Consider the following 26,953-nt stretch of genomic DNA (forward strand, 5'->3'; position numbering starts at 1 on the left):
TTATTCTTGGTTTTTGAAACAAATTCTTACATATTCGCAATGATTATTGCAGAAAAATGCACCAAGTAAATAGAGTTTTGGTAACAAGCCACCAGCGATGAATTTTAATTAAACAAACGTCATATTTTCAAAATATAATTCTCCAATTGGAAATATTTCCCATCGAAAATATCATTCCTTAAGGCAAGAATATTTGCTCTACGCCAATAAACAACACTAAAATGGTTTTCATCGACAGCTTTGAATGAATTCCTGCCCGTTTTCTCAGCACCTTGTTCACGATCTTACTGCGCGGGCGTGATCGGGGCTCATGCGCTGCTCTTCACCCCGCTGACGCCCGCTCGCTACAGATCGTGAACAGGTTTTAGTCCCAACGTACTTCGCCTGAGCCCAGACGTTCAACATTGCGCTTGACCGGATTGCCAAAAACGTGAACATCACCACTGCCCATCAGCTTCAACCTGGCTTCCTGACTGGCAAATACTTTGGCATCGGACGACCCCATGGAATTAAGAATGACCTGCCCACTTTTCAGCGAGACCGCGTTCAAATCTCCTGAACCAGTCAGCTTGGCATTGAATGATTTGGTTTGCCCCTTGATGACGCTATCGCCCGAACCATTGACGCTGAGTTCAATGGTCTCGCTATTACCAAGGTTCAGATTCAGGTTGCCGCTGCCATGTATCCCGGCACTGACTTGCTGGAAATCGCCATCAAAACTGACATCGCCTGAACCATTCAGCGAGATATCCATTTTATTGCCGCGAAAACCTTTGACCATCGCATCACCACTACCAGAGATTTGCAGTTTTTCCAGATTCGGCAAACTCAGTTCCACTTTCGTTTGCTCTGTCTTGCCGATGGAAATATAGATGCCACGGGTACCGATATGCAGCGTATTACCTTCAACGGTGGTGGTGACACGGGAAACCAGTTTGGCATCACCCTTGACCAGCATTTCCGGCGTACTCGCCTGTTTCAGTATCAGGTCAACTGGCCCATGCATGACGACATTCACGACCCCGGCATTGACGGGTCGCACTTCACTGGCAGACGAACCACCACTGGCCATGGCAACATTGGCTGCATGGGCTTTGATGAATATGACCGATGTGGCTGTCAATACGACGGACAGAGCCAACATGCCTATGCCGGTACGAATAATGTTTTTCATCTTGTTCTCCTGATGTTGAAGCAATACTTCAGTATGCTGTATTAAAAACCTAGCAATGTACTCATGCCGGGTGGACCAAATGCAACTGCAACAGATTCCAGCGCAGATAATTCTTGAAGCCGATAAAGGTATATTTGGTCATGAACATGCTCAGCATCAGTAACAGCACTGAGGCGATGATCATGCCAATACCCAGCAGGGCCTTGCCGCCATGAAAACGATTCCCCACTTCGATATGCAATTCTTTTTCGTCAGATCCCACTGCCGTAGCGGGGGCACTGTCAGTTACACCATGCGTGCTGTCGATTTTGATGGCGTCGGCAGCTTCTGCTGGTTTGCCTTCGTTTACGGCTTTTTCACCATCGATCAAAATGCCTGATCCGGTGATATCCACCCGCACATTCTCATGTTGCAGATCGCCCATGACTTTGTGATGACCGTGCCTGATCATATGATGACTGTGGTAAGGAACATCAATACTGAACTGTTCAACGCCCGACAAACTGAAAGCAGTCACGCCTATGCCAGCCACATACAAGCTCATGGCAACGACATAGCTGGAACATAAGAGACTGAAATACACAAGGGCGGGGATAAACAGGAAAAAATTAAAGACCATCAAACCAATCAAAGCGACCAGCCAGCCGGCGATATTGCCAATGGTGAAATTGTTTTTCAGCACCTGATAGCGACTGCTGGTTTTTTTGCGGGCGGCGACCAATTCCGGCTTGGGTAGACTGGCGACGACCTCTTCTTCCGATTTACCAGATGCCGCAGCATCGGCAAAGATGGCTTCATATTCCCGGACGGTTTCTTGTATTACCATCGCTGGCAAACCGGCAAGTGCCTGGCGGAGTGCTTGCAGGTATTCAGTCTTGTTCATGGATTTCTCCCTGTTTTTGCGTATTTTGAGAATAAACAATACCAAGGAGCAAAACCATCGCCATGCGACAGTGCGCAAATTCGGGGTGATGAAATGCAAAAGTCAGGGACAGGCAGCAGCCACTATCGGACGTTTTTGCGTGTGTGAGGATGAAGCACCCCACGAATAAGGCGTGTTTTATATTTTCAACATGCCTTATTTGATGTGCCTGGCAAGATGATGACTAAGCCATCTTGTCAGTCTTTGTGTATTTTCACTCAGCATGTGCAAGCCCAGGCGGCTGCGACGCCATAAAATATCTTCTGCCGTGCGTGCCCATTCGTGTCGTACCAGATATTCCACTTCGGCAACATAAAGACCCGGAAACAGCATGTCCCCCATGTCTGACAATGATTGCCGGTTCTTGAGCAAGACATGGATGCGCGTACCATAAGCATGCGCAAACCTTTCAGTCAGATGGGGAGGCAACCACGCATATTGCTGCTGGCAATGCTGAATGAACAAAGGAAAATCAAGTACTGCCTTATTTTGTGGCAGCGGCCCCAGGATGTCACCGCCCGGCAGACAGGCATGTTGCGTCCAGTCCGCGTTGGCATTGTTGAGCAAGGGAGCCAGTTGCTGCAACGCTTCTTCTGCAAGCTTGCGGTAAGTGGTGATTTTGCCACCATACACATTTAACAGGGGTGGGCCATTGGTATCGATTTCCAGCCGGTAATCGCGGGTCAGTGCCGTCGCTTTTTCCTTGCCTCCAATATGCTCCTCTTCCACCAGCGGCCGCACACCGGAATACGACCAGACCACGTCAGCGGGAGTAATCAATTGAGTAAAATACTGCCCGGCCAGGTCACAAAGGTAACTGATTTCCGGATCGGTAATGGCAACCTGATCAAGAGAGCCGGTGTAGTCCAGATCGGTAGTTCCTATCAGGGTAAAATTTTGCTCATAAGGAATGGCAAATACAATACGGCCATCCTGGTGCTGGAAAATATAGGCATAAGGATGATGAAACAGACGCCGCACAACGATGTGGCTGCCCTTGATCAATCTCAGAGTCTTTGCGCCCCCCTGATGCAGCAGTTGATGAAGCACATTCACTGCCCACGGCCCGGTGGCATTCACCAGACTGCGACTCTTGACCTTGATCAGGCTGCCATCGGCTTGCTGCAATCGCACCAGCCAGTGCTGATCTTCTCTTTGGGTAGAAATGCATGTGGTGCGGGTCAGTATGCGAGCCCCTTTTTCTGCCGCATCCATCGCATTGAGCACCACCAGACGTGCATCATTCACCCAGGCATCGGAATAAGCAAACCCGCGCCTGAAGTCTGCGTGCAAGGGCTTGCCGGTAATATGCGTGCGTAGATCCAGGCTTTCAGCGCCTGGCAGCAACTCCCGCTTGGCAAGGTGATCATACAAAAACAGGCCAGCCCGTATCATCCAGGCAGGTCTCTGGCCACGCGCATGTGGCATGACAAAGCGTAAGGGGCTGATGATATGCGGTGCTGACCGCATCAACACTTCTCGTTCCAGCAGCGCCTTACGCACCAGACCAAATTCATAATATTCGAGATAGCGCAGGCCACCGTGTATCAGCTTGGTTGATGCCGACGAGGTATGTGCGGCCAGATCGTCTTTTTCACATAAGAGCACACTCAGGCCGCGCCCGGCAGCATCGCGCGCTATGCCAACACCGTTGATACCACCGCCTATCACCAGCACATCCACTTCAGCCACGTGTTCTGTCATCTGCACTGTCATCTACGGTACGCCATTCATTTCTTGATCAGGTGATTCGGCAGCCAGCCTATGCCTTGCGCATGCAGGCTTTGTATGTAAAGCCGGTCTGCGGTTTCGGTAACGCCTGTCGTTTCTGGGTATTGGCCGGACGGATCTTGTAAATCTGCGAGTATTTTTCCGGCTTCATTAAAAGCCAGCACATGGCCATAGGCCGGAGGTACCGGCCACAGGGCACGTGGCAAACGCAGGGTGATGCTGCGCAGCCAGGGTTTCTCAGCCATATTGTCTATCGCTGCACCACGTGGCTTGACCAGCCCCAGCCAGACACGTCCATCAAGCCCGCGCATGAGATTATCAGGATACCCCGGCAAATCGCGCAACAGTATGCTGGCCAGTTTCTTATCCGGCTTGCGTTTCAGGTTTAACTGGCTGGCATGGATGGAAATTTTCCAGATGCGGTACTCACCAGTCTCGGCAATGATGAGCTGCTGTTCATCCTCGCTAAGTACCAGACCGTTGGCAAAGCACATTCCTTCTGCAATGACGCGTGTCTGTTTGCTGGCCGGATCATATTCCAGTACCCGTCCAGTGGAAGAGTGCTCAAGGATATCGAGCACGCTGGCATGAAAGGTGCCACCATATTCGCGCGCGCCAAAACGTTGTGAGGCATCAGTAAAATACATCTTGCCGGATTTGGCGACGACAACCGCATTGGCATAGAGAATCGGGCTATCACCAACCTTATCAGTCAGTACCGTGATTTGCCGGTCGGGGGCAATCGACAACAGACCGCGAAAGGCATCTGCGGCAATCATGTTGCCCACTGCGTCAAACATGAATCCCAGAATCCTGCCATCTGTATTTACCCAGACCTCGCGCTGGCTACCATCCGGCAGCATGCGCAAAATGGCACCTGAAGTCACGGCGGCATACAAATGCCCGTCCGGTCCCATGGCGATATGTTCCGGCCCGGTTTCATTGCCAATATCAATGGTTTTCAAGGCGGCCAGTTTTTCATTGCGCGCATGGGGTGGAGAGTAGCCAGTAAACGGCGTCGCTTGCCAGGCAACCGGATTGATAGGCACCGGAGCCAGCAACAAATATACTACCGCCACCGCCAGCAAGCTCAGTATGATCAGGATGATACGAATTATCCATTTCTTCAACTTCATCTCCTCATAGATGCAGGACAGCCAGATGCCGTACACAAACACGGCATGACATTATCACAGCACGTATTTTGCACTGTCTGGATAATCATTTGATATTTTTTTTCAAATGCCAGTGCGATGGGTTTGATAGTAATGGGGCAGTTAAGCCTGATTGAAGCAAATGAAGGTTGCTTCGAATAAGTCTTGCTCAATTAAGACCACGCGTCGCGTCATAGGTACGTAACCAGGTCATTTGCAGCACACGGGCATCATTGCTGGCGCGGTGGCGGGAAATATTCAAATCTTCCTGCACCTGCTTTTTTGTGGTGTGCCACAGGCTTTCCTGCAGCGGGGAGATAATTTCACGCATATCAGCCAGGCGAAAACTCGGCACCCTGTCGGCAGCATCGAACAACAGTGCCATCCATACGTAGTCCTGAGTCCAGCCATCGGTATAGACGGTTTGTCCTGCCAGTTGCAGATTCAATTGTTCCGTGACCAGATTGGGGGTTTTGCCTCTTTCTATCAGGGTTTCACGCGGAATGCGGTGTATATGTGCGGCACACAAATCCCAGTGCTGCCAATCGGATTCGGGACGGATGAGGCTGCACCAGCCTTCCCCATGGCGGCGCGAAAAGCCGACCTCAATAGGGTAACTGCCTTTGCCGAAGCCCGACGCTTCGAAATCAATCACGATAGGCACAGTCATCATTGCAGGTGCTCCACAGTCTGGGAAAATTGATGCAGGTTTCGATACATGCAAACAGGACGCAGGCAATATCTGATTCTGAGATGCACCAGCAGCTTCTGGACAGACATGATGGTCTCCCGTGAAGACAGCAGCTTTTGCGCCAGCCTGAGTTCATTTTTCTATGAATCAATTAATGGTGCAAGGTTTTGCTAAAAAATCAGGGGATTTTTAAAGATGTTTGACGAATAAGCAGCAAATTGCTGACAGTCCTGCCATCACTCACCGCCCCGTTCACAAGGCGCATGCCAAATTATGCAAATACTGGTAAGCTCAGCGGCTTGTTGTGATTCATGTCAAAGGAAACCCATGCGCTTCTTACGCCTTTTGTTGATTACTCTCGGTTTTATTGCCAGCACGGCACAGGCAACGCCTGCAGCACCCAAAAACGGGGCAGAATTCATTACCCTGTCCGCACCCCAGCCAGTGCTGTCCAGCGGCAAGAAAATCGAAGTCATAGAATTTTTCATGTACCACTGCCCCGCCTGTAATGCGCTAGAACCTACTCTGCTTGACTGGGTTAAAAAACAGGGTGACAACATCCTGTTCCGCCGCATGCATTTGCCACTGACAGGTGAAAAAGATCCTGAAGCACATTTGTTCCTGACGCTGGAAGCGATGAATCTGGAAACTGCCATGCATGCCAAGGTATTGACTGCCTGGCATGTTGAACATCGTCGCCTGAGCAGTGATGCGGAAAATATTGACTGGGCCGTCAAGAATGGTATCGACAAAGCCAAGTTTGTGAATTTCTATAACTCTTTCGCGGTCATCACCAAATTGACCAACCTGTCGAAGCAGGTCGCCACTTATAAAGTGGACAGCACACCGACTTTTGTAGTTGGTGGCCGCTACCTGACCAATCCTTCCATGATAGCCGAGGCAAACAGCAATTTGCCACGTGAGCAGTTACATCAGGCGACCATGCAGGTGTTAGATATTCTGATTGAAAAATCAAAGAAATAAGCTATTGATTGCAGCAGGTCGCCCTTTCCCAAGGGGCCTGCTGTCATGTCTGCGACTGCATCTTCTGTCGCATCCCCTGCCAGCACAACCACAATCAACGGTGCAGCCTGGCTGCCACTTCCTTGTCAACTACGGTTTTACCTATAGGTGCCAGTGCTATGGCGGCCAGTTTCAGGTGTTGGATACCGAATGGGATGCCAATAATGATGACGAAACAAAACAAAGCTGAAAACAAGTGGGCTATCGCCAGCCAGACGCCAGCGAAAATGAACCAGATGATGTTGCCTATAGCCCCCAACACCCCGGTACCAATATCTTCCTGCTTTGTCACGTCCTGACGATTAACTACTTCTTTGCCGAACGGCATAAAAGTCAATTGCCCGATAACAAAGCAGGCCCGGCCCCACGGTATGCCAATGATGCTGATAAAAGCCACCACGCCGACCAGCCACCAGGCCAGCCCGGTGATAAAGCCTCCACATAACAGCCACAGGATATTTCCGATCAGACTCATCGCTTACCTTCCAGTTTATTCATACCGCAAACAATCCACCGGCAATAAACGTGAAGCGCGGCGGGCCGGGTAAAAACCAAAGAAAATACCAACAAAACTGGCAAAACCACAGGCAACAACCATGGCTTCCAGACCGACGATCACCTCAAGTTTTCCGGTAGAAGTAATGGCAGCAGCACCAGCCATTGCCAACAAAATGCCTATGATGCCGCCGACCAGGCAAATGACGACTGCTTCCGTCAAAAACTGTAGCAACACGTCACGCGGCTTGGCACCAATCGCCATGCGTATACCTATCTCGCGCGTGCGCTCGGTCACCGAAACCAGCATGATATTCATGATGCCTATGCCACCGACAATAAGAGAGATGGCACCAATCGCACCCAGCATGGCTGCCAGACCAGCGCTGATCTTGGCCCCGGTTTCGGCGATGGAGGCCAGGTTATCGATGCGGAAATCATCTTCCTGTCCGGACTTGATATGGTGGCGGTCACGCAACATGTCCTTGATATCCTCCTCGGCATCCTTCAGTTGTTTTTCGCTCTTGCCCTGAACCACGACATAATGCACATTGCGTGGGAAAGGACTGCGCATCAGGGTGGCCCTGGCAGATGTGATGGGGACCAAGACCATCTCACCCAGATCACCGCCATCAAACATGCGCCCCTCGCCCTGCAGGACGCCGACCACCTGGAAAGGCACATTGTCTATACGCACAAACTGGCCTACGGGATTTTCTTTGTAAAAGAACTGATCCGCCAGTTTCTTGCCTATGATGACCATACGTGCTGCACCACGGATGTCGGAATCACTGAATTCATTACCCTGATCCACTTTCCAGTTACGCACCTTGAACATTTCCGGCGTGATACCCAGCACCGCATTATTGGAATTGTCATTCCCCACCGTGAGCTGGAAAAAACCCTGCAAGGCTGGTGCAGCGCCATTCAGGCTGCTGATTTCATTGAGCGCCAATGCATCTTCAACCGACAGCGACGGGGCAGTACCGGTACGCGCACGGACGCCCTGTGTACGGTTGGCACCGGGGGAGATAATCATCAGATTACTGCCCAGTACTTCCAGTTCCTTGGCAATGAATTTTTTGGCACTTTCGCCAACCGCCAGCATCATTACGACCGAGGTAATACCAATGATGATACCCAACATAGTCAGCGCCGTGCGCAGTCTGTTGGCATTCATGGAACGGAAGGCTTCTATAAAGACCTGGAAGAAATTCATTTTGTCTCCACCCGTGCTTCTGAATATTCAGCATGTGAAGCCGCGAGTTGACGTAAACCTTCTGCTGCGGGGCCATCGTACAAGACATGGCCATCCTTGAGTCGCACCAGGCGCTTGCTATACGCCGCAATATCTGGCTCATGCGTGACCAGCAAGATGGTGATGCCACGCTCGGTATTCAATTGCTGCAATGAACGCATGATGTCTTCGCTGGTCTGGGTATCAAGATTACCGGTAGGTTCGTCCGCCAAAATCAGTGGCGGGTCAGCCACCAGGGCACGGGCAATGGCGACACGCTGCTGCTGTCCACCTGATAGCTGATTGGGCATGCGTTTCGCAAATTCTTTTAAACCAACACGCTCCAGCTCGACCAGCGCTTTCTTATGCGCCTTGTCACGTCCGACACCTGCATATATCAAAGGCAAGGCGACATTCTCTGCCACACTCATGCGCTTGATAAGGTTAAAACTCTGGAAGACGAAACCTATGGTGCGATTGCGTATGGTCGCCAGTGCCGATCGGGACAGGCTCAACGTATCCACGCCATTTAACAGGTAAGAACCACTGGTAGCCTGATCCAGGCAGCCAAGTATATTCATCAGCGTCGACTTGCCAGAGCCAGACTGACCCATGACGGCCAGAAAGTCACCACGCGGCACTTGCACATCAATCCCATGCAAGACCTTGGTTTCGACACCGCCAGAGAAATAGCTCTTGGAAACCTTGCTTATGGTTATCAGCTTATCACTCATCAGCGTGCCCCGGCTTTGTCCAGTGCGCGTGTAATGACTTTATCGCCCGGCTTCAAATCACCGGAAATCACTTCTGTGAAACGGAAATTTGACAAGCCAATTTTGACATCAACTGCCTTAGCCTGGTTTTTATCATCCAATTTATATAACTTGAAAGTACGGGTCAGATCTTTTTTGGTGCGGAAAGCCACGTCATCATCGCCATCTGGAGCTGGCAGATTGCTGCTGGCAGACGCCGGAACAGAAGCCGATGCACTGCCATTTTTTTCATTGTCCTTGAGTGCCTTGGCTTCTTTGGCTTGTTCTTCTTCTGTTGGCTTGTAACGCAGGGCCGCAGTCGGGATACGCACCACATTTTCACGGCTGCCAACTACCAGGCGGACCTGTGCTGTCATACCGGGTTTTAGCAATTCATCCTTGTTGTCCACATCCAGTACGACGTTATAAGTTACGACGTTTTGCTGAACATTGGCAGCCAGGCGGAATTGCCGTAACCTGGCTTCAAATTCACGGTCAGGATAGGCATCGACAACAAAACGGGCAGGCAAACCATCTTTCAGTAAACCGACATCGGCTTCCGACACATTGGTATCAATTTGCATCTTGGTCAGGTCACGCGCAATCTGGAACAGGTTTGGTGTCTGGAAAGATGCGGCCACCGTTTGCCCCATGTCGATGGTGCGCTTGATGATGACACCATCGATGGGGGAACGAATGACGCTGTTGTTAAGATCGGCCAGGACTCTGTCGAGCTGAGCCTTGGCTAGTTTGATATTGGCATCGGCCACTTCTACTTCGCGCTTGGCCTGATCCATAGAGGTGGCAGAAATATAATTTTGTGTGACCAGCTTTTGATTCCTGTCCAGCGTAGCCTGGGCCAGGCGCTTGGACGCTTCGGCGGAAGCCAGGCTGGCTTCGCTTTGCTTGATCTGGGCATTAAAGATGGTCGGGTCAAGCTTTAACAGTATCTGGCCCTGCTTCACTCTGTCATTGAAATCAGCCTTTAATTCGACCACGGTACCTGATACCTGAGAACCAACGTTGATCAGGGCCACGGGATTGAGTGTGCCGCTCGCGGTCACCGTCTGGGTAATATTACCTTTGTCAGTGATGGACGTTTTATATTTGGGTTCTTCTTCCTTGGACTTGCCTTTTTCTTTTTGGTAATACATGGCAGCGGCACTCGCCACGACCAACAGGGCAATGACCACAAAAATGCGCTTCTTTGTAAATACAGGCATAGTAAGACCAATCTCAAGTTATCAGCTAAGCGATAGACCGGCAATCAAATATTTCGTTCAATGCGAAACAGCCAGGCCAAAGCAGGAGCCAGCAGTGCTGTACATAGGGGTATCCATAACCAACTTGTGAATTGCATTCCCACATAAATACAGCCTGCCCAGCTAAAGGAACTCAGTGCTTCCAGCAGCCCGGCTATCCATTGTGCATGGCCACGACGATTAAACTGGGCGCGTGGAGCAGGCTTGGATTGCCACAGGTTGATCAGGGCGGAACTAAGCATGGCCAGCACCACGCAAAGCGCCACTGCCAGCCCCAACAGTACATGCTGCACACTAAGCCAAATCAGGACTGGTGTCATCAATACCATTACTGGCAACAGAGCAGCAATCAACTTGCTGACAACTATGGTCAGCGGTTTGACTGGGGCAGCACGTAACAGGTCGGGCGCATCTTCAGCGGATACAATGACCCAGATCAATGAACCCGCCAGCGAAGCCGCCAGAAAAATCATACCCGATGCCACCCCTGGCAAAATCGAATTGCCCTTGAAAACAACTAAAAACAGGGGCAACATGTACAGCAGTTGCAACAACACTTGAGAGATCAGTTGCGGATCGCGGGCGATCAAACGCCATTCTTTCAGGATGATGGTCATGCGCAGACTGCGCCCAAAACCCGCCCGCCACGATTTGCTGTTAGTCCCTTTCTGGAGCGGCTTGCGCGAATTGCCAACGGATTGCTGCACACCCCGCACAAAGAATTGATGGGTAAACCGGGCTGTCAGCCAAAAGCTGGCCAGGCTGATCAGGCCGAACACCAAAATAGCAGATGGCGAACCCAGTAAGGCACGCGCCGGTGTCCATACCGGACTTTGCGCATCCAGCGGGCCGCCCGGTTGAAACAAGGGTGTCAGGTAAGCCTGCACATCCTGACGTACTTCTTTACCCAAATTGCCAAACAGTTGTGACAGGATGAAAATAGAGGCCCCGGTGAGTGCCCCCAATATCTGCCCGACCGTCCGGGTACGGCGTACACCGATGCTTTTCACCAGCCCCAGGGTCAGTAACATCGACAGCGCCGCCGCGATCATGGCCATGCCCAGTATGCCTGGATATATCCCCAGCCAGGCCCACTGACCAATCAGCGCACCTACGTTAGCAACTGGTGCCAGCAACAGCAAAAACCATATCACTATGCCAAAAGTCACCCCTGCCAGCCTGACACTAAAGATAGTGCGCGACGATAATGGTGAAGACAGCAACAAATCCAGATCACCGCGTTCAAACAAGGCCCTGACACTGCGCGTCAACCCCAGTGACAGCATCATGCTAAAAATCACCATCATCAGCAAACCGGTAATGATCAGAATGAACGGTGGAATTTCTTTGCCCAGAGGTGGTATTTTTCGCAATATAAACCAGACGCCGACATGCGCCATCAAGGCTATAAATACAATCAGGCAAATACCAAACACGGACATGCCACGGGCTGCTTTGCGCCCCGGCCTGCTTTGGCCCATGTCATAAAAAGCCAGACGAATTTCATGCCATAGCAGCCAGGCTGCTGTGCCCGGCTGGAATGTAAAGCCGCGCACCATTATGCTGGCTCCGTCAATTGCAGGAAGACCTCTTCAAGTGTGCCTGCACTATGGCTGGTCCGGGTACGCAATTCGTCCAGCGTGCCTTCGGCGATCAGTTTGCCATTCTGGATAATGCCTATGCGTTCTGCCAGTCTCTCAGCCACATCCAGGATATGGGTGGTCAGTATCACGGTACCACCCTGCTTCACATGCGCCAGCAAGACATCCTTGACCTGGCGTGCCGCTGCTGCATCGAGGCCGGTCAGCGGTTCGTCAAGGATGATCAGTTCCGGCTGATGAATCAGGGCACCAGCCAATGCCAGCTTTTGCTTCATGCCACGCGAAAAGCCTTCGGTCAGCTCGTCCGTATGCTGCAACAAGTCCAGCCATTCCAGCAATTCACGCGCCCGGGTTTCTGCCACGTCAGCAGAGACACCCCACAAGCCAGCCACAAATGCCAGATACTCAAGAGGTTTGAGCTTGTTATACAACATGGGATCATCCGGCAGATAGGCCAGCTTGCTCTTGGCCAGCGCCGCATTGGTCGCCAGGTCATTGCCCAGGATACGGATGCTGCCACTGTCGGGCAAGATCAATCCAGCCACCATACGCAAGGTCGTAGTTTTCCCTGCGCCATTGGGACCTAACAAGGCATACAGCTCGCCTCGACGCACCTGCAGATTCAGATTTTCTACGGCGGGACGACCGAAGTTCTTACTCAGGTCGCGCAACTCCAGGGCTATGTCTGTCATTTTGGGAAATGTTGTCTAAAAATTTAGCCATTGTATTCCTAAATGAACAAAAATAAGTGCCGTATACGCAAACAACACGCTGGCATATTATTGCCTGCGTGTTACGAAAAAGTCAGGAGTAGCGATGAAATCAACTGAAAACCGGCACATGCGGATCAACACCACCAAAACGGATTTCTGGATGCCGCTTGCTGACCAGTTCCTTGATTTCTGTCACCCGCTTGAAAGGTACGTCCACCATCAGCAAGACACGACCATTTTCTATCTCTGCCAGGAAAGGTTTCAGACGTGAACTGGGAATGGCGGTTGCCGCCCTGGCAGATGCCCAGGAACCAAACATGGCGCCGCCAAAAGCTGAAATCACCACTGAGACGATACGCATTTCCATCCCTTCGGGTGGAAAGATCAGCCACAAGCCGCCAGCCAGCAAACCAGCTATACCGCCTATCAGCATGCCGACTTCAGCACCGTGTATCAAATCGGTTTTCTGGAAAGAATTTGCCTCTGGCATATCGGCTGGCAGCATGCCTTCTCTGGCATAAAAATGCATATGTCGCTCGTCCACCCGCGCCAGCAACAGTTCATCCAGCATAGACCTGGCGCTGCCTACGTCGGGTAACATGAAGTACAGTCTGCGTCTCATGACAACCTCCTGGAGTAAATATCCAATGAGGCAGTTGCGATGGCTACACGGTGACCGGAAATTGGTCAGGGGATAAGACAGCAAGCATCGTCATTCCATACTGGGAAAAACGACAGGATGCGCAACTGCCCTACCTTCCTTTATAGACAATTTCAGGCAAAATTCAAATGGCAAATCAGGCCGGATTGTTAAACATTTACGTCGCCCGATTCTGCGCACATCAACAAAAAATTCACTTGACCTTCCTTTCCACAAACTCAATACTGTGACTCACGGTAAAGGCATGACTAGAACTCATTTCATCAATAGGGGTGAAATGCGTTTGCCTCATAACGAGGGCTGGCAAGGGTAAAACAGGGGTTTCGTACAGCATGCTGCACGCCTGCGTACGATGTGCGCTTACCAGCGCACATGCGCCCTGCAAGGGGACGAGGCGATCAATAGCGGGAGTCCAACGCGCGTTATGAGGCAAACCCTCCGGGAGCTGGCCGCATTGACACTTCGCGGGCGCATTGCAGCGCGAGGTTGTTACGTCGCGCTTGCTAAGGCACCAGCCTTTGCTGCGCAGGGTAAACACTTTACGCCTTGCACTTCATCCCGAATCGCCTTGCTCGCACTCATCCCTATTGATGAAATGAGTTCTATATGCCAAGCTGAGCAAGGTGAAGGCAATAACAGGATTGACGTAAAGACGCTCCAATAAGAGTTAATTGGTGTTTCCGACAACATGTTGTCGGCCAAGACAACGGACCGCTCTTGCAAGGGAGGTTTCCTTGTCATTAGCCTTACCAGAACAATCTTGCGTAAGTCCTGAATAAGAAGCTGTGGGTATCATCATCTCTCTCACGAAATTGAAATGAAAAAAATCATCTGCCTGTTCGCGGCCCTGTTATGTCTGCATTGTCAGGCTCAGTCAACTGCGGCTGAACCCATCAAATGGATCACTGCTGAATTACCTCCTTTTGTCTGGCTGGAGCACAATGTGCCGCGTGGCTATGCCTATGAATTGGTGGTGGCCATGTCGACCCAACTTGGGCGCAAACCCGATGTGACTTTCTATCCGTGGTCGAGAGTAGTCAACATGGGCAAAGAAGGGAAATCCTATGGCTTGTTCCCGTTAGCCAGAACACCTGATCGCGAAGCCAGTTTCAAGTGGCTCATACCGTTGAGCAAGGTCAGCTACAGTTTTTTTGGTTATCGCAAAGGGAAAATTGATATAGAAAAAACCAATATTGAACAATTGCGCGGCATGCGTATAGGTATCATGCGTGGTTCATCATTAGAAAAAGACTTGCAAGAGAAAAATTTTCGTTACATCGTGTATGAAAAAAATTATCAGGATTTGCTAAAAATGCTGTCACTGGGCGGTATCGATGCCATTTATGCTGGCTACCCCATGCTGACTGCAATAATAGAACTATATGGATTTGACTTCGACGACTTCAAAACCGGCATCACCCTTGGTTCAGCCGAATTATATCTGGCCAGTTCCCTGGATTTGCCTGAAAAAGAAGAAGTAGCCTGGAAAAATGCCTACGAAAGCCTGCAAAAAGACGGCACGGTCATGAAGCTGAAGCATAAGTATTTTCCCTTGGATTAAGACTGGTTTAGCTCATCACGCACACCCTGTAAAATCAGCCATGCATCCATGATTAACCCGATACATGGCCCGGTTAATCACCCGCCCATTGGTGTACACAGTTCAACCAGACTACCATCCGGGCAACGCAGGTAAGACACTACCTGGCCCCAGGGTTTCTGCACAGGTGCAGCAAGCTCTTTGGCACCGGCAGCAATCGCCTGTGCATGGGCCTGCGCCACATCAGCCGTGGTAAAGGCGATTTCCATGCCCAATGGCTGGGCAGAATTATGGGCTTCCACATGACCACAGGAATAATTCATTTCCCCCATGGCATGGGCAGCAAATGCCAGTGTCGTGGCACCGGTATCAAGCTCACCGTACATGCCCGATTCATGCAAAAACCGGGTGGCAAAGCCAAAGGCTTTGTCAAAGAAAGCAAGTGATGCTGCCACATCGGGTACATAGATAATGGTGTAAGCAAAGTTCATAAGAATTGACTCCTGATTTCTAAATCCTGAAATACCCCTTAACCCAATGTTGGGGGCATCATTTTTTACTCTTTAATACCCCACTGCGATAACATCCAGGCTGAATTGAAAGCCCCTTCACGTATCGCATCATACCGGCCAGAAGCACCGCCATGCCCGGCTGCCATATTGATTTTCAACAGCAGCGGATTTTTATCTGTCTTATAGTCGCGCAGTTTAGCGACATACTTGGCCGGTTCCCAGTACATGACCTGGCTGTCATTCAAACTCGTCGTCACCAGCATGGCCGGGTAAGCCTTGTGGGCGATATTGTCGTACGGTGAATAACTGCGCATGTAGTCGTACGCTGGCTTTTCATTCGGATTGCCCCATTCCAGGTATTCACCTGTGGTCAAAGGCAGGCTGGCATCCATCATGGTGTTCATCACATCCACAAAGGGTACTGCAGCATGCACAGCATGGAATAAATCCGGGCGCATGTTCACCACCGCTCCCATCAACAAGCCACCGGCACTGCCGCCCTGAATGATGAGCCGGTCAGGGCTGGTCCATTTTTGTTTGACCAGGTAATCAGCGCTGTCGATGAAATCATAAAAAGTATTTTTCTTTTTCATCAGCATGCCATCTTCATGCCAGTGTTCGCCCATGTCACGACCACCACGGATATGCGCCTGTACATAGATGACACCACGGTCCAGCAAACTCAAACGGCTGATGGCAAATGTGGCCTCGGTTGAATAACCGTAGCTGCCATACGAATACAACAACAAAGGCGCGCTGCCATCCAATTTCACCCCTTTTTTATACACGGCCCACAACGGTACCTTGACGCCATCTCTGGCCGTCATCCATAGCCGGCGGCTTTCATATTTGCTGGCATCATAACCCCCGACAATTTCCTGCTGCTTGAGTACATACCGCTGCCCTGTCGCCATATCCACATCCAGCACAGTAGGCGGTGTCACTGGTGACTGGTAAGACATGCGGAAACGCGTGGAAGAAAATTCTGGCGTGCCAGCACCGGTTGCCAGATACACAGGATCGTCAAACTTCACCGTCTTCCATTGCTTGCTGTTGAAGTCATAGATACGGGCACGATTCAGAGCCTGGGTCTTTTCGGTGACGACCATGAAATCCTTGAAGAGGTCAGCGGCAAACACCAGTACACCGGGATCATGCTTCACCACTTCCTGCCAGTGTTTACTGTCCGGTGTTGCCAGCGGCGCACGCACTACGCGGAAATTCTTGGCGTCTTTATTAGTGGTGATATACAGCTCGCCATTGCGGTGCTCCACACTATACCGATGACCTTTTTCACGTCCAAGCACAGAACGGAAGATAGCGTCAGGTGTACTGGCTGGCAACAGCATGACTTCGGCCGTATCAGTCGCCTGGCTGGTCAGCACGATGAATTGGCGGTCGCGGGTAGTTCCCACCGCGAGCGAGAACTGCTCCACTGCCTCATGCATGATTTCTACCGGTGCCTTGCCCAGCTCCATGCGGAACAGGCGGTCAGACCGCTTGGTGACCGGGTCTTCCTGCACAAAGAACAGGGTCTTGTTGGCGGCAGCCCATGCCAGCGAAGTCACGCGCTCTACCGTATCAGCCAGCAACTGGCCGGTTTTCAGATTCTTGATGCGCAGCTGGTATTGGCGGTAGCCAACGGTGTCTGTCACATAAGCCAGCAATTGTTCGTCCGGGCTGACCAGGCTGCCACCGACGGCAAAGAACTTCAGTCCCTTGGCCATCTCATTCTGGTCCAGCAGGATTTCTTCATCAGCCTTGTCGTCGTAGGCCATGGTGGCATCCGCATGCCGGCGGCACGACAGCGGATACTGCTTGCCAGCTTCTGTACGCGAATAGTAATAATAATTACCGCGACGTACAGGCACAGACAGATCAACTTCCTTCATGCGCCCCTTGATCTCACCATACAACTTGTCTGCCAGCGGCTTGATATCCGCACTCATGGCCTCGGTATAGGCGTTCTCCGCATTCAGATAAGAAATCACGTCAGGGTTTTCTTTTTTCTGCAGCCAGCGATAATCATCGTTTACCACTTCACCATGACGCGTTTCCTGCCACGGCAATTTGGCGGCAACGGGAGGAGCCGGGGATGCGGTAGACACCGTATCCTCAGCCGCTACCAGACCAGATGTCGCCAGACCAAGCACGCTGGCAGACATGAGTACAGAGATTTTTTTGAAGATCACATCAACTCCTGTGAGGATGGGTGAATGGGGTATTCTAAAGCGATGCAAACAAAACAAGGGATCTTTTGGCGCATTAATGCAGCGCAGGGTTTCCCTGGTTTGAAATCAGCAAGTCATAAGACTGTTTTACCCTTAAGAAAGTTTCCACCTGAAATTTGAGCAGCCTCGTATGCCATTTTCAATTTTCGGCTATGCTTGCTCGATATTTTTTGCAAACGTGATTGCAAAGACAACTGAATCTGGAAGGAATACACCGTGAGCGATCTGTTAAAACGACGTCTGGCGCTACTCGATAGCGAAGCAAATCGTCCGTTGCTTGCCCAGGGACTACGCGGTATAGAGAGAGAAACCCTGCGTGTGCACGCCGATGGCAAACTGGCTCTGACGCCGCATCCGCCGGCACTGGGCTCGGCATTGACCAATCCGCAAATTACTACGGACTATTCGGAATCCTTGCTGGAATTCATTACCCCTGCAGAGCCTGACATCGCCACAGCACTGGATGAGCTGGACAATATCCACCGCTTCGCCTACACCGTCATGGGCGATGAAATGCTGTGGCACCAGTCCATGCCCTGCGCTTTGCCGGAAGAAAAAGATATACCGATTGCCTGGTACGGCAATTCACACATAGGCATGATCAAGCATGTGTACCGGCGCGGACTGGCCTTGCGCTACGGAAAAAGTATGCAATGCATTGCTGGCATCCATTACAACTATTCGCTGTCAGAAGATTTGTGGAAGGTCTTGCAAAAGGCTGAACAAACACCTGGCACATCCATGTATGTGCAATCAGAAAATTATATTGCCCTGATACGCAATTTCCACCGCTATAGCTGGTTATTGATGTACCTGTTCGGTGCATCACCGGCTTTGTCCACACCTTTCCTGCGCGGCCGCCCGCATCAACTGGAAACCCTGTCGGAAGATACACTGTACCTGCCCTATGCCACCAGCTTGCGCATGAGTGACCTGGGTTACCAAAACAACGCCCAGGCTGGTCTGGTGCCGCCCTACAACACCTTGCTGGAATACATGCGCAGTTTGTCGTTGGCGGTACGCCAACCCTATCCTGCATATGAAAAAATGGGTACGCGGCAAAATGGGGAATGGGTACAGATCAATACCAATGTATTGCAAATCGAAAATGAGTTTTACGCCACCATCAGGCCAAAACGCGTGATCAGGACTGGTGAACGGCCGGTAGAAGCGCTGTGTGCACGCGGCGTACAATATGTAGAAGTGCGTTGCATGGATGTGAACCCCTTCGATCCGCTGGGCATTAGCCTGGAAACTTCGCGCTTCCTTGATGCCTTCCTGCTATTCTGCGCGATGGATGAAAGCCCATCGACGAACCAGGCAGAGGGAGAAGAAAATGTTGCCAATTTTGCGCTCACTGTCAAACAAGGCCGCCGCCCCGGCTTGATGTTGTCACGCCATGGGCAAGCCATATCACTGCAAGACTGGAGCATGGAATTACTGGACAAAATCGCACCGGTAGTCACCCTGCTGGATGCCCAGCGTGGTGATGACAGCCACGCAAAAACCCTGCATGTCCAGAGAGAAAAATTGCAGCACCCGGAACTGACGCCATCAGCCAAAGTACTGACCGCAATACGTGCGGCAAATAACTCGTTCACCCAGTTTGCCTTGCAGCAAAGCAAGCTGCAGGCAGAAGAATTCCGTTCCCGTCCACCAGCTGCTGATCAATTGGCCATCTACACCAACATGGCAGAGCAATCACTGGCAGAACAGGCCTCAATGGAAAAATCACAAACCGGCAGTTTTGACCAATTCATCAATGATTATCGCTCACGCACTTCAAGCGAAATTTGCTGCGATACCTTTAACGAAGCCTCTCTGACTCAAAGTATAAAGGTACAGGTAGCACCAGCAAATTAATGCCTTTGCCCAGTAAGGGCAAAGGCAGACGCTTTACACCTTACCCCATTAGTCATTAGCCACCGGTCCCGGTGGCTATTTCTTTTCCGTCCCCTTGGTCCGTAAGTCTTCACGCTGTTTTTCATATTGCTCGTAGGTCGTCTTGTTTTGTTGAAGACAAGTCTTGCGCTCATTCCAGTCCACGAGCTTTTCACATTGGTGCTGGGCAGTATCTTGCTGCATGTCATAGACGACAGCACAGCCGCTCAAACCCAGTTGACTACAGGGTATCAGGGTAAGCAACAGAGATTTTTTTAATATATTATGCATATTGAAAATAGGGGGAAATTGTAAGATACGTACAGTTGTGTAGCATACTGCACATAATAGACCCTTGTTAAATGAATTTAGTTCCAACACCCTCCTTCAGACTGAATCACAGACCAGTTGCCCCAAAGCCGGAACATGATCGTTTGGCCTGCTGCATTGCCAAGCCTCTACCACAAACCGAAGCAGCGCTACTTCATCTAATCCTACAAATGCGGAAGTCCATGTCCTATATGGAAGTACTCATGGCGAATGCTAGTATGGTTTGCAAGTCGATAGCCGATATATCTGCTAACCGACGTAGCGCAATCAGGATTCATCGATGCTCTGGAGAAATCGTAATGAACACATGCCTATTCAAAAGCGGGGTATTTTTTTTGCACGGAGCATTGTTTGTAAGTACAGGCCTCTTGCTAGGCAAGCAACAACTACGTGCCTGTGGTTATCAAATGCTGGCCAATGCCAGATGCCAACTGGTCATCAGTGATGCGCAAAAGGTGATCAGACAATGCATTAAACGCCAACAAACCAATCTCACTCCGCTTTCCCGACCCTGATCCTCTGCCGTCTTGAGCAAACTGGTCTGTCACGACTTTGTTACCGTCTGGCCAACAGACCTATCTTCAGGACGCAGCACGGTCGGCAGCACTCATCGCATGTGTGGCAGACGGAGCACCGCATTATTCCCATTTTCCATGAGCAACAACAAGTCATGATGACTACTTGCCCACATATTTTATCCAGGTGCTATGCTGTAAGCGTAAACGCGTGGCTTATGCTGCCTATATGATGCTGTATTGAAACAAGTTAGTGTAGGTTTTTGCATTTCATCTGAAGGAAAAAAATGATACGTATCGCCGTCTGTGACGACCATCAAATTGTGCGGGCAGGCTTCAGGCAGATATTTTCAGAAGTCAGTGATTTTGAAGTAGTTGCCGAGGCCACGACCGGACGTGAAGCCCTTGAAATTGCCAGGAAAGATGCCTGCGATGTCATGCTGCTGGATATCAGCATGCCTGATCAAAGCGGTATCGACACCTTGCGTACCATCAAACAGGGTCAGCCCGAGTTACCTATTCTGATTTTAAGTGGTTATCCTGCACAGCAATATGCAGTCAATCTCTTACGCATGGGCGCAAATGGGTATCTGAACAAGGAATGTGATGCAGATGAACTCATCAAGGCTATACGCACAGTGTCAACCGGACGTCGTTATGTGAGTGCGGACGTGGGTGAAATTCTGGCGCAGGGTTTTGACCATAATGCAGAAACTGCCATGCATACCGAGCTGTCTGATCGTGAATTCCAGGTATTTCTAAGACTGGCAAAAGGCGAATGTGTATCCGACATTGCCCTTACCCTGTCGCTCAGCGTGAAAACCATCAGTACCTATCGTACCCGTGTGATGGAAAAAATGAATCTGCAATCAAATTGCGATTTAACCTATTACGCAATGAAGAATAATTTGCTCGAATAAACAAATGATCTCTTTTGAACAGGCGTCGTGTTGCCGGGTATCAAGATAGCAAGATTTAATGAACCAGAGCCTGGATGTGGTCGACCAGATTATCCATTTCGCGGGATTTATCAAAAAAGCCTTCCGCCCCTAACGACATAGTGCGGGTTTTTAAGGCATTGCTGGGATTGCTGGTAAATACCAGGCGTGATCCATATTGACGACCATCATCTTTCAGTCCGGACAATACGGCCAGGCCACTGCCTTCACGCAAGCCTATGTCCACAATGGCGACGTCCCATTCGATAGAGCGCAATTGAATTAAAGCCTCTTTTTCACTTTCTGCGAAACCGATGACTTCTATATTTTCAGTCTGTTGCAAAACCTCAATCAGCACTGAACGAATCCTTTGCGCATCTTCAATTAAAAATACTTTCAATTTTTTCTTGTCGTCCATTTTGTTCCAAACTTTTGGAAACTGAAACTCACTGTGATAAGGCCACCAGATCTGTTATGAAGTGTCAATGCAATTCATTTTAAGGAGACTACAGTTAATTGGCAATAAGCTTTCACGGAATAGTTTGTAGGAAAAAACCTACTTCATGAATTTTCAGGGGCGTAGAAAATCTCTTTAAATTTGCGACACATTATTTATCAATTGAGGTATTGTTTTTCATAGTCGGCAAAAGAATCAGATTTTCCAGCTTAAAAGGAAAAAATGAATGAAAGCTCATATCGCTGACTTTCATTTTTTCCAGTCAATACGTAATGAATCCGGCCATTTCTTGAGGAAATTTTCTTGAAAAAAAACACATCTACGTCGATACCCCTGTACATCACGTTTTTATTTATGATCTGCCTCTTCATTTTGATTGGCAATGCGTATTCGGCTTACCAGAATCTGGAAAAACTCAAGGCTAACAATGACTGGGTGGAACATAACTGGAGTGTCAAAGACAAACTCAAGAACATCAACCTGCTTATCATGGATTCCGAAAGCAGCCTGCGTGGCTATTTCATGTCTGGTAACGAAGTCTATGTTCGCCCTTGGGAAATAGCCAAAAGCAAGCTGGCAAATGACTTCAAGGAACTGGACAAATTGTTGCAAGACAACTCTGCGCAGGTCAAGAACCTGGCGGAATTACGCAGGCTCTACGACAGCAAAGCCAAGGTATTTGAGCACGGCATTTCAACGTATAGACAATTTGGCCTGACTGGTATCACTGAACTCGCCAAAGTTGAAGAAGGCCGGGATGTTATGGATGAAATCAGACTGCTCGATATCATCATGGAAAAGGAAGAGAACGAAGTATTGGCAGCCAGGCGCCAGGTTTTTTATACCGAATATAAGGATGCGATCTTCTTCGGTACGGCAACCAATGCCATTGCACTTTTGGTCCTGATTTTGTTTTACCGACTGATCTATCGTAGTTTCTACAATCAACGTGGAATAGAAAATGCGTTGAAGATTGCCAACGATAATCTGGAAACCACGGTGCTGAAACGAACCGAGCAATTATCTGTTTTGTCGCGCCACTTATTAAATGTTTCGGAAAAAGAGAAAGCCAAACTGGCCCGCGAGCTACACGATGAAATGGGATCGAATTTAACGGCGATCAGCATGGATATTTCTATCGTCACGGAAAAACTCAAGGACAAAGAACCTGAGCTGGCAAAGCAATTGCAAAGAACCAAACTTGCCCTGCTTGACACCGTTGATATGAAGCGGCGCATCGTGGAAGATTTGCGTCCCAGCATGCTGGATAACCTTGGCTTGTCTGCCTCCATACAACACTATTACGAAGAAGTAACGGCAATGGCCGGGTTATCTTATGTGGCGGATATTGCAGAAGATTTCGACACCATAGATCCAGCCTGGTCGATTGCCCTGTTCCGCATTGCCCAGGAATCGCTGAATAACGTCATCAAGTATGCACAAGCTACTGAGGTCAGGATCAGCCTGAAACGCACGGAGCAAGGATTGTGGCTGCAGATTCTTGATAATGGCATAGGTATCCCAACAGATGCCATCAGCAAGCCAAAAACCCACGGCATATTAGGCATGCGCGAACGTGCTTTGCTGTTGGGTGGAAGTTTTTCTGTCAAGCCCGGCCCAGACAACCACGGTACGGTAATAGAAACTTTTATCCCCTTTAAAACATAAAACCTCCACTGTCATGACAGCGGAGGTTTGCGTTGTTGCAAACTGCGAATTTTGCAGCCAGATTAACGCAGCATGCCAGTAGTCAGTATCTGATCAAATTCCTGCTTGGACACGCGATAGCACTCACCCGCATGCATTTCCAACCCTTCGCGATCGAGCACAGTAATATTGCCGCGCTTGTACTGGATCAAGCCTTCATGCTGTAATTTCCCTGCTGCTTCAGTAACACTTTCACGACGCACACCCAACATGTTTGCAATCATTTCCTGGGTTACTTTTAATTCATTGCCGTACAGGCGATCCAGCCTGTCGAGCAACCAGCGCGACAATTGCTGGTCGATAGAATAATGACGCCCACAGACCGAATTTTGCGCCATCTGAGCGAACAGGGCCTGGGTATAGCGCATCAGTATTTGCTGTAATTTTCCGCCTCTGGCATGCGCGTCCTTCAACACCTGGGCCTTTAATTTATAAGCACCACCAGCACATTGCACCATGGCTGTACCCAGGGCGCGCTCACCCATCAGTACAGAAATGCCGAGCAAACCTTCGTGCCCGGTCACGCCAATTTCAGTGACATCCCCATCTGCCAACACATACAGCAAAGCAACCACAGCGGTAGTCGGGAAATACACATGAGATAATTTGGCACCATACTCGTAAAGTTCTTTATCAAATGGCAATTCAACCAGTTCCAGATGTGGCATGAGGAATGCAAGTTCATCTTCAGGCAGCGCACCCAGGATGTCGTTTTGTATAATGTCATCATGCAGTCCAAGACCTGCCCTTGCTCCAACTACAGGTGCGTAGTCCACTGAATATCTGCGATGCAGTCCCCCGCCAGAAACCAGCGATGGATGTGCTGCCATTGAAACCCCTGTTTGCGTGCTATTCATCGTTGCTCCTTTTTTCAAAGACATCCAATGTCGTGCCTTACCTGCCATAGTTCCGGTGCACAGCATTATTTTCTTGATCGCGACATCAGCTATTTTTGGTGCCTTGCCTGACGTCCATCAATCTGACTACACTTTAGTTTTTTATCCTTAAAGTAGGCATCAGACAGTCTGGTAAGCATTTGTACGCTGACCACGCGGTTATATGTGGGAATAGTCCTACAAGAGCGACTCCGTTTTCTGGATATCTGATATCGTCAGGCTAAAGTACGTTATCGCACTGACTGATGTAGACACATAATTTACGATTATTCATACGAACAACTATAGAGAACGATCATGAATATATGTAAGCAAACCACTATTGTCTTGACCGTTGTTGCCTCTGCCCTGCTCGGTGCATGTGGTAGTTCACCATCGACGGCAACGGCATATCCAGCCTCACAGACAGCCTACAGCAACTACGGCGTGATTGAATCGATACAGATCGTGCAAGTGTCGAGCGAAAATAGAGGGCCTGGTGCCGGTGCCATAGTTGGCGGTGTTGTCGGTGGAATTTTAGGCAACCAGGTCGGTGGTGGTAGAGGTAATACAGCTGCCACTGCTGCTGGCGTCGTTGGTGGTGCCATCGTCGGGAATAATATAGAAAATAACAACCGCAACCAGCAAGTACGCGAAGCCTATCAAATCAGCGTACGCCTGGATAACGGGGTATATCAAACCATCGTACAAGACAATATTGCCGACCTGCGTGTGGGCAATCGCGTGTATGTGAAAGATAACTACGTATATCGGAATTAAGCGTTATGAATGTGTGCCAGGCGGCTGTGACACGGCTCATGCCAGCAACCCGAGTAGACATTCCCTTCGGGGAATGTCTACTGGTCGCCATGCCGCTTATTCGCTCAATAACTCGGCAACGGTTTGCATGCCGTCTATGTGCTCGGATATGACTTTCACAATCACAATAATCGGTACGCCCAGCAACAAGCCCCACGCACCCCACAACCAGCCCCAAAACAAGAGCGAGATAAAGACGGCTGCAGCATTCATGCGGGTAATGCGCCCTGTCATCCAGGTAGTAACCACAGTGCCCACCAGTGCCGCAATTGCGATAGAGATACCCGCCACCAGCAAAGCCATCGAGATAGTACCAAACTGCACATAGGCAATCAGACAGACTGCAAGGGCCATCAATAGCGAACCAAAATAAGGGATGACATGCAGCAGGCCACTGGCCACGGCCCAGGCCCCGGCATTTTCTAAGCCAATGAGATGAAAAGCGATCCAGCTCAGCAAAGTCAGCAAGCCGTTGGTGATCAATAACATGAACATATATTGCTGTACCGAGGTATTGATCTTGCCCAGAATTTGTACGGTAACGCGCTTCTGCGTCAGCGAGGGGCCGGTGATCTTGACCAGTTTTCGCTTGAATTTGTCACCAGATAGCAGAAGGAAAAAAATAAGAAACACCGTCATGATTGCCTGCCCCAGCAAATCCATAATCCCAAGTGAGCCTGCCAATAGCAATTCACGCAGTTTCAGTACTGGTGGATCACTGACCACCGCTTTCTTCAGACTGGATTGCACGCCTGTTGTCGCCTGGCTGGTTGCCTTTTCTATTTCAGTGGCTGCCATCTGCATTTTTTGCATCAGGCCGCTCCGGCCTATTTGCAACTCGCTCATTTCACTGGAAAACTTGCGTGTTGCCACCGGCAGTTGATCAAGAATGGAGTCAAATTCAGTATGCAATGAACTGATCTGTGTACCGATGATAGTCAGTATGCTGATCATCACCACTGTGGTGGCGATCACACGAGGTATGCGCAGACGTTGCAAGGTATCGACCAGAGGAGACAGCGTGTAGGCAACGAAAATGCCAAAAACCAGTGGTATGAAAAACCGCTGCGCTGCACTCAGGGCAAAAACGAAAGCAACGGCTGCCAATATGGTCAAGGCAAGGCCACGGGCGTTGACATGAATACCAGGGAAGAATTGAGCCTGTGTATCAACAGGGGTCACTGCTTTACCATCAGGAAGCACGGTATCAGCAATTTTCCTGTCGTTACTGCCATCCGTTTCAGAGGGAATATCTGGTATAGGCACGTCCATCGCTCTGCTCCATCTGTCTGAATTATTGTGACTATTTTGAATAAGCGACTTGGGTCATGCAATCTGAAAAATGCAGGGCTTTTGCATCACTTGTGTTGCACAAAGCCCGGGAAGTGTCAGGTGCTCAGTGCGGTTGACCGTGCTTGAATATTTCGATGATATTGCCCAAGGCCGCTTGCATGCTACCTTCTACTTGTTTGGCCGCACCCTTGACTTGCTGCTTCTTGCTACCGGCTAGCTTGCCTCCTTCCTGTTGAACTTTGCCAGCCACTTTTTTTGCAGCACCTTTGACTTGATCCGAATTCATCATAAGACTCCTGTTTAATTGTTTCTATCTGGGACTTAAGAAAAATTGTCACAGCAAGACGCAACGACGAAGACAGTACGAATAGTACGGCAAGGAGTTGCAACGCAGCTGGGGCGGTTTTGCGTAAGTCCTACTATCAAAAAGATTTCTGTA

At 49.9% G+C, this 26,953-nt stretch carries 24 protein-coding genes; 6 read left to right on the forward strand and 18 right to left on the reverse strand.

All coding sequences use genetic code 11. From position 1 onward, the window contains the following. Positions 1-364: 364 nt before the first annotated feature. From AC1RVX_RS25850 to AC1RVX_RS25870, 5 genes are all read right to left on the reverse strand, one after another. Positions 365-1,174, reverse strand: a complete 810-nt coding sequence (locus AC1RVX_RS25850) for a head GIN domain-containing protein (protein ID WP_493219454.1) — start codon at positions 1,172-1,174, stop codon at positions 365-367. Positions 1,175-1,235: 61 nt separating this feature from the next. After that, positions 1,236-2,057, reverse strand: coding sequence for a DUF1700 domain-containing protein (locus AC1RVX_RS25855; RefSeq protein ID WP_493219455.1), 822 nt, complete (start codon positions 2,055-2,057; stop codon positions 1,236-1,238). 195 nt (positions 2,058-2,252) lie between these two features. Continuing rightward, the gene (gene glpD / locus AC1RVX_RS25860; RefSeq protein WP_493219456.1) at positions 2,253-3,800 is read right to left on the reverse strand and encodes a glycerol-3-phosphate dehydrogenase; all 1,548 of its coding nucleotides are present in this window, start codon (positions 3,798-3,800) and stop codon (positions 2,253-2,255) included. A gap of 26 nt (positions 3,801-3,826) precedes the next feature. Then, positions 3,827-4,957: an SMP-30/gluconolactonase/LRE family protein gene (locus AC1RVX_RS25865; RefSeq protein ID WP_493219457.1), complete on the reverse strand. Its 1,131-nt coding sequence runs from the start codon at positions 4,955-4,957 to the stop codon at positions 3,827-3,829. A gap of 193 nt (positions 4,958-5,150) precedes the next feature. After that, positions 5,151-5,654: a hypothetical protein gene (locus tag AC1RVX_RS25870; protein WP_493219458.1), complete on the reverse strand. Its 504-nt coding sequence runs from the start codon at positions 5,652-5,654 to the stop codon at positions 5,151-5,153. A 345-nt stretch (positions 5,655-5,999) separates the two neighbouring features. Between AC1RVX_RS25870 and AC1RVX_RS25875 the strand changes: the two genes are divergently transcribed. After that, a complete protein-coding gene (locus AC1RVX_RS25875) occupies positions 6,000-6,656 on the forward strand; it encodes a thiol:disulfide interchange protein DsbA/DsbL (protein WP_493219459.1) in 657 nt (218 codons plus the stop codon). Positions 6,657-6,750: 94 nt separating this feature from the next. Here AC1RVX_RS25875 and AC1RVX_RS25880 read toward each other — a convergent pair whose 3' ends face one another. The 7 genes from AC1RVX_RS25880 to AC1RVX_RS25910 all read right to left on the reverse strand — a co-directional run bounded on the left by AC1RVX_RS25880 (position 6,751) and on the right by AC1RVX_RS25910 (position 13,377). Further along, complete coding sequence (locus AC1RVX_RS25880) at positions 6,751-7,170, reverse strand: YccF domain-containing protein (RefSeq protein WP_493219460.1); 420 nt, start codon at positions 7,168-7,170, stop codon at positions 6,751-6,753. Between the two features lie 15 nt (positions 7,171-7,185). Further along, complete coding sequence (locus AC1RVX_RS25885; RefSeq protein ID WP_493219461.1) at positions 7,186-8,409, reverse strand: ABC transporter permease; 1,224 nt, start codon at positions 8,407-8,409, stop codon at positions 7,186-7,188. After that, positions 8,406-9,161: an ABC transporter ATP-binding protein gene (locus tag AC1RVX_RS25890; RefSeq protein WP_493219462.1), complete on the reverse strand. Its 756-nt coding sequence runs from the start codon at positions 9,159-9,161 to the stop codon at positions 8,406-8,408. Before AC1RVX_RS25890 ends, AC1RVX_RS25885 begins: the two co-directional genes overlap by 4 nt. Continuing rightward, a complete protein-coding gene (locus AC1RVX_RS25895; RefSeq protein ID WP_493219463.1) occupies positions 9,161-10,402 on the reverse strand; it encodes an efflux RND transporter periplasmic adaptor subunit in 1,242 nt (413 codons plus the stop codon). The genes AC1RVX_RS25890 and AC1RVX_RS25895 overlap by 1 nt, the downstream gene beginning before the upstream one ends. Positions 10,403-10,446: 44 nt before the next feature. Beyond that, positions 10,447-12,000 (reverse strand): putative ABC transporter permease subunit, encoded by a 1,554-nt coding sequence (locus AC1RVX_RS25900; RefSeq protein ID WP_493219464.1) that lies wholly within the window; start codon positions 11,998-12,000, stop codon positions 10,447-10,449. Beyond that, positions 12,000-12,734: an ABC transporter ATP-binding protein gene (locus tag AC1RVX_RS25905; protein WP_493219465.1), complete on the reverse strand. Its 735-nt coding sequence runs from the start codon at positions 12,732-12,734 to the stop codon at positions 12,000-12,002. Before AC1RVX_RS25905 ends, AC1RVX_RS25900 begins: the two co-directional genes overlap by 1 nt. Positions 12,735-12,864: 130 nt before the next feature. Further along, a complete protein-coding gene (locus AC1RVX_RS25910) occupies positions 12,865-13,377 on the reverse strand; it encodes a DUF1269 domain-containing protein (RefSeq protein ID WP_493219466.1) in 513 nt (170 codons plus the stop codon). Between the two features lie 856 nt (positions 13,378-14,233). Between AC1RVX_RS25910 and AC1RVX_RS25915 the strand changes: the two genes are divergently transcribed. Next, entirely contained in the window at positions 14,234-14,977 is a 744-nt protein-coding gene (locus AC1RVX_RS25915; protein ID WP_493219467.1) for a substrate-binding periplasmic protein, read from the forward strand. A gap of 77 nt (positions 14,978-15,054) precedes the next feature. On the opposite strand, the gene AC1RVX_RS25920 is transcribed toward AC1RVX_RS25915, so the two are convergent. Together AC1RVX_RS25920 and AC1RVX_RS25925 are read right to left on the reverse strand one after the other, a co-directional pair. After that, the gene (locus AC1RVX_RS25920; RefSeq protein ID WP_493219468.1) at positions 15,055-15,447 is read right to left on the reverse strand and encodes a VOC family protein; all 393 of its coding nucleotides are present in this window, start codon (positions 15,445-15,447) and stop codon (positions 15,055-15,057) included. A 65-nt stretch (positions 15,448-15,512) separates the two neighbouring features. Then, positions 15,513-17,660, reverse strand: coding sequence for a S9 family peptidase (locus AC1RVX_RS25925; RefSeq protein WP_493219469.1), 2,148 nt, complete (start codon positions 17,658-17,660; stop codon positions 15,513-15,515). A 255-nt stretch (positions 17,661-17,915) separates the two neighbouring features. Between AC1RVX_RS25925 and gshA the strand changes: the two genes are divergently transcribed. Next, on the forward strand, positions 17,916-19,562 hold the full coding sequence (gene gshA, locus AC1RVX_RS25930; RefSeq protein ID WP_493219470.1) for a glutamate--cysteine ligase: 1,647 nt from the start codon (positions 17,916-17,918) through the stop codon (positions 19,560-19,562). A gap of 1,150 nt (positions 19,563-20,712) precedes the next feature. After that, on the forward strand, positions 20,713-21,345 hold the full coding sequence (locus tag AC1RVX_RS25935) for a response regulator (RefSeq protein WP_493219471.1): 633 nt from the start codon (positions 20,713-20,715) through the stop codon (positions 21,343-21,345). Positions 21,346-21,400: 55 nt separating this feature from the next. On the opposite strand, the gene AC1RVX_RS25940 is transcribed toward AC1RVX_RS25935, so the two are convergent. Then, entirely contained in the window at positions 21,401-21,781 is a 381-nt protein-coding gene (locus tag AC1RVX_RS25940; protein WP_493219472.1) for a response regulator, read from the reverse strand. Between the two features lie 342 nt (positions 21,782-22,123). Between AC1RVX_RS25940 and AC1RVX_RS25945 the strand changes: the two genes are divergently transcribed. Continuing rightward, entirely contained in the window at positions 22,124-23,488 is a 1,365-nt protein-coding gene (locus AC1RVX_RS25945; protein ID WP_493219473.1) for a sensor histidine kinase, read from the forward strand. Between the two features lie 62 nt (positions 23,489-23,550). Here AC1RVX_RS25945 and AC1RVX_RS25950 read toward each other — a convergent pair whose 3' ends face one another. Continuing rightward, positions 23,551-24,384, reverse strand: coding sequence for a Crp/Fnr family transcriptional regulator (locus AC1RVX_RS25950; protein ID WP_493219474.1), 834 nt, complete (start codon positions 24,382-24,384; stop codon positions 23,551-23,553). A gap of 336 nt (positions 24,385-24,720) precedes the next feature. Between AC1RVX_RS25950 and AC1RVX_RS25955 the strand changes: the two genes are divergently transcribed. Next, positions 24,721-25,182: an outer membrane lipoprotein gene (locus tag AC1RVX_RS25955; protein WP_493219475.1), complete on the forward strand. Its 462-nt coding sequence runs from the start codon at positions 24,721-24,723 to the stop codon at positions 25,180-25,182. A 96-nt stretch (positions 25,183-25,278) separates the two neighbouring features. Here AC1RVX_RS25955 and AC1RVX_RS25960 read toward each other — a convergent pair whose 3' ends face one another. Next, entirely contained in the window at positions 25,279-26,493 is a 1,215-nt protein-coding gene (locus AC1RVX_RS25960) for an AI-2E family transporter (RefSeq protein ID WP_493219476.1), read from the reverse strand. A 124-nt stretch (positions 26,494-26,617) separates the two neighbouring features. Further along, the gene (locus AC1RVX_RS25965; RefSeq protein WP_493219477.1) at positions 26,618-26,803 is read right to left on the reverse strand and encodes a CsbD family protein; all 186 of its coding nucleotides are present in this window, start codon (positions 26,801-26,803) and stop codon (positions 26,618-26,620) included. Between the last annotated feature and the right edge of the window lie 150 nt (positions 26,804-26,953).

It is taken from the genome of Undibacterium sp. GW821-FHT11B02 (assembly GCF_058808955.1).

Excerpts from the sequence above, each read along its gene's own strand:
- AC1RVX_RS25905 (WP_493219465.1), bottom strand. The coding sequence starts at position 12,734 with ATGACAGACATAGCCCTGGAGTTGCGCGACCTGAGTAAGAACTTCGGT.
- AC1RVX_RS25855 (WP_493219455.1), bottom strand. The coding sequence starts at position 2,057 with ATGAACAAGACTGAATACCTGCAAGCACTCCGCCAGGCACTTGCCGGT.
- AC1RVX_RS25890 (WP_493219462.1), bottom strand. The coding sequence starts at position 9,161 with ATGAGTGATAAGCTGATAACCATAAGCAAGGTTTCCAAGAGCTATTTC.
- AC1RVX_RS25950 (WP_493219474.1), bottom strand. The coding sequence starts at position 24,384 with ATGAATAGCACGCAAACAGGGGTTTCAATGGCAGCACATCCATCGCTG.
- AC1RVX_RS25960 (WP_493219476.1), bottom strand. The coding sequence starts at position 26,493 with ATGGACGTGCCTATACCAGATATTCCCTCTGAAACGGATGGCAGTAAC.
- AC1RVX_RS25940 (WP_493219472.1), bottom strand. The coding sequence starts at position 21,781 with ATGGACGACAAGAAAAAATTGAAAGTATTTTTAATTGAAGATGCGCAA.
- AC1RVX_RS25935 (WP_493219471.1), top strand. The coding sequence starts at position 20,713 with ATGATACGTATCGCCGTCTGTGACGACCATCAAATTGTGCGGGCAGGC.
- AC1RVX_RS25875 (WP_493219459.1), top strand. The coding sequence starts at position 6,000 with ATGCGCTTCTTACGCCTTTTGTTGATTACTCTCGGTTTTATTGCCAGC.
- AC1RVX_RS25895 (WP_493219463.1), bottom strand. The coding sequence starts at position 10,402 with ATGCCTGTATTTACAAAGAAGCGCATTTTTGTGGTCATTGCCCTGTTG.
- AC1RVX_RS25920 (WP_493219468.1), bottom strand. The coding sequence starts at position 15,447 with ATGAACTTTGCTTACACCATTATCTATGTACCCGATGTGGCAGCATCA.
- glpD (WP_493219456.1), bottom strand. The coding sequence starts at position 3,800 with ATGACAGAACACGTGGCTGAAGTGGATGTGCTGGTGATAGGCGGTGGT.
- AC1RVX_RS25850 (WP_493219454.1), bottom strand. The coding sequence starts at position 1,174 with ATGAAAAACATTATTCGTACCGGCATAGGCATGTTGGCTCTGTCCGTC.
- AC1RVX_RS25900 (WP_493219464.1), bottom strand. The coding sequence starts at position 12,000 with ATGGTGCGCGGCTTTACATTCCAGCCGGGCACAGCAGCCTGGCTGCTA.
- AC1RVX_RS25910 (WP_493219466.1), bottom strand. The coding sequence starts at position 13,377 with ATGAGACGCAGACTGTACTTCATGTTACCCGACGTAGGCAGCGCCAGG.
- AC1RVX_RS25880 (WP_493219460.1), bottom strand. The coding sequence starts at position 7,170 with ATGAGTCTGATCGGAAATATCCTGTGGCTGTTATGTGGAGGCTTTATC.
- AC1RVX_RS25885 (WP_493219461.1), bottom strand. The coding sequence starts at position 8,409 with ATGAATTTCTTCCAGGTCTTTATAGAAGCCTTCCGTTCCATGAATGCC.
- AC1RVX_RS25915 (WP_493219467.1), top strand. The coding sequence starts at position 14,234 with ATGAAAAAAATCATCTGCCTGTTCGCGGCCCTGTTATGTCTGCATTGT.
- AC1RVX_RS25955 (WP_493219475.1), top strand. The coding sequence starts at position 24,721 with ATGAATATATGTAAGCAAACCACTATTGTCTTGACCGTTGTTGCCTCT.
- AC1RVX_RS25870 (WP_493219458.1), bottom strand. The coding sequence starts at position 5,654 with ATGATGACTGTGCCTATCGTGATTGATTTCGAAGCGTCGGGCTTCGGC.
- AC1RVX_RS25965 (WP_493219477.1), bottom strand. The coding sequence starts at position 26,803 with ATGATGAATTCGGATCAAGTCAAAGGTGCTGCAAAAAAAGTGGCTGGC.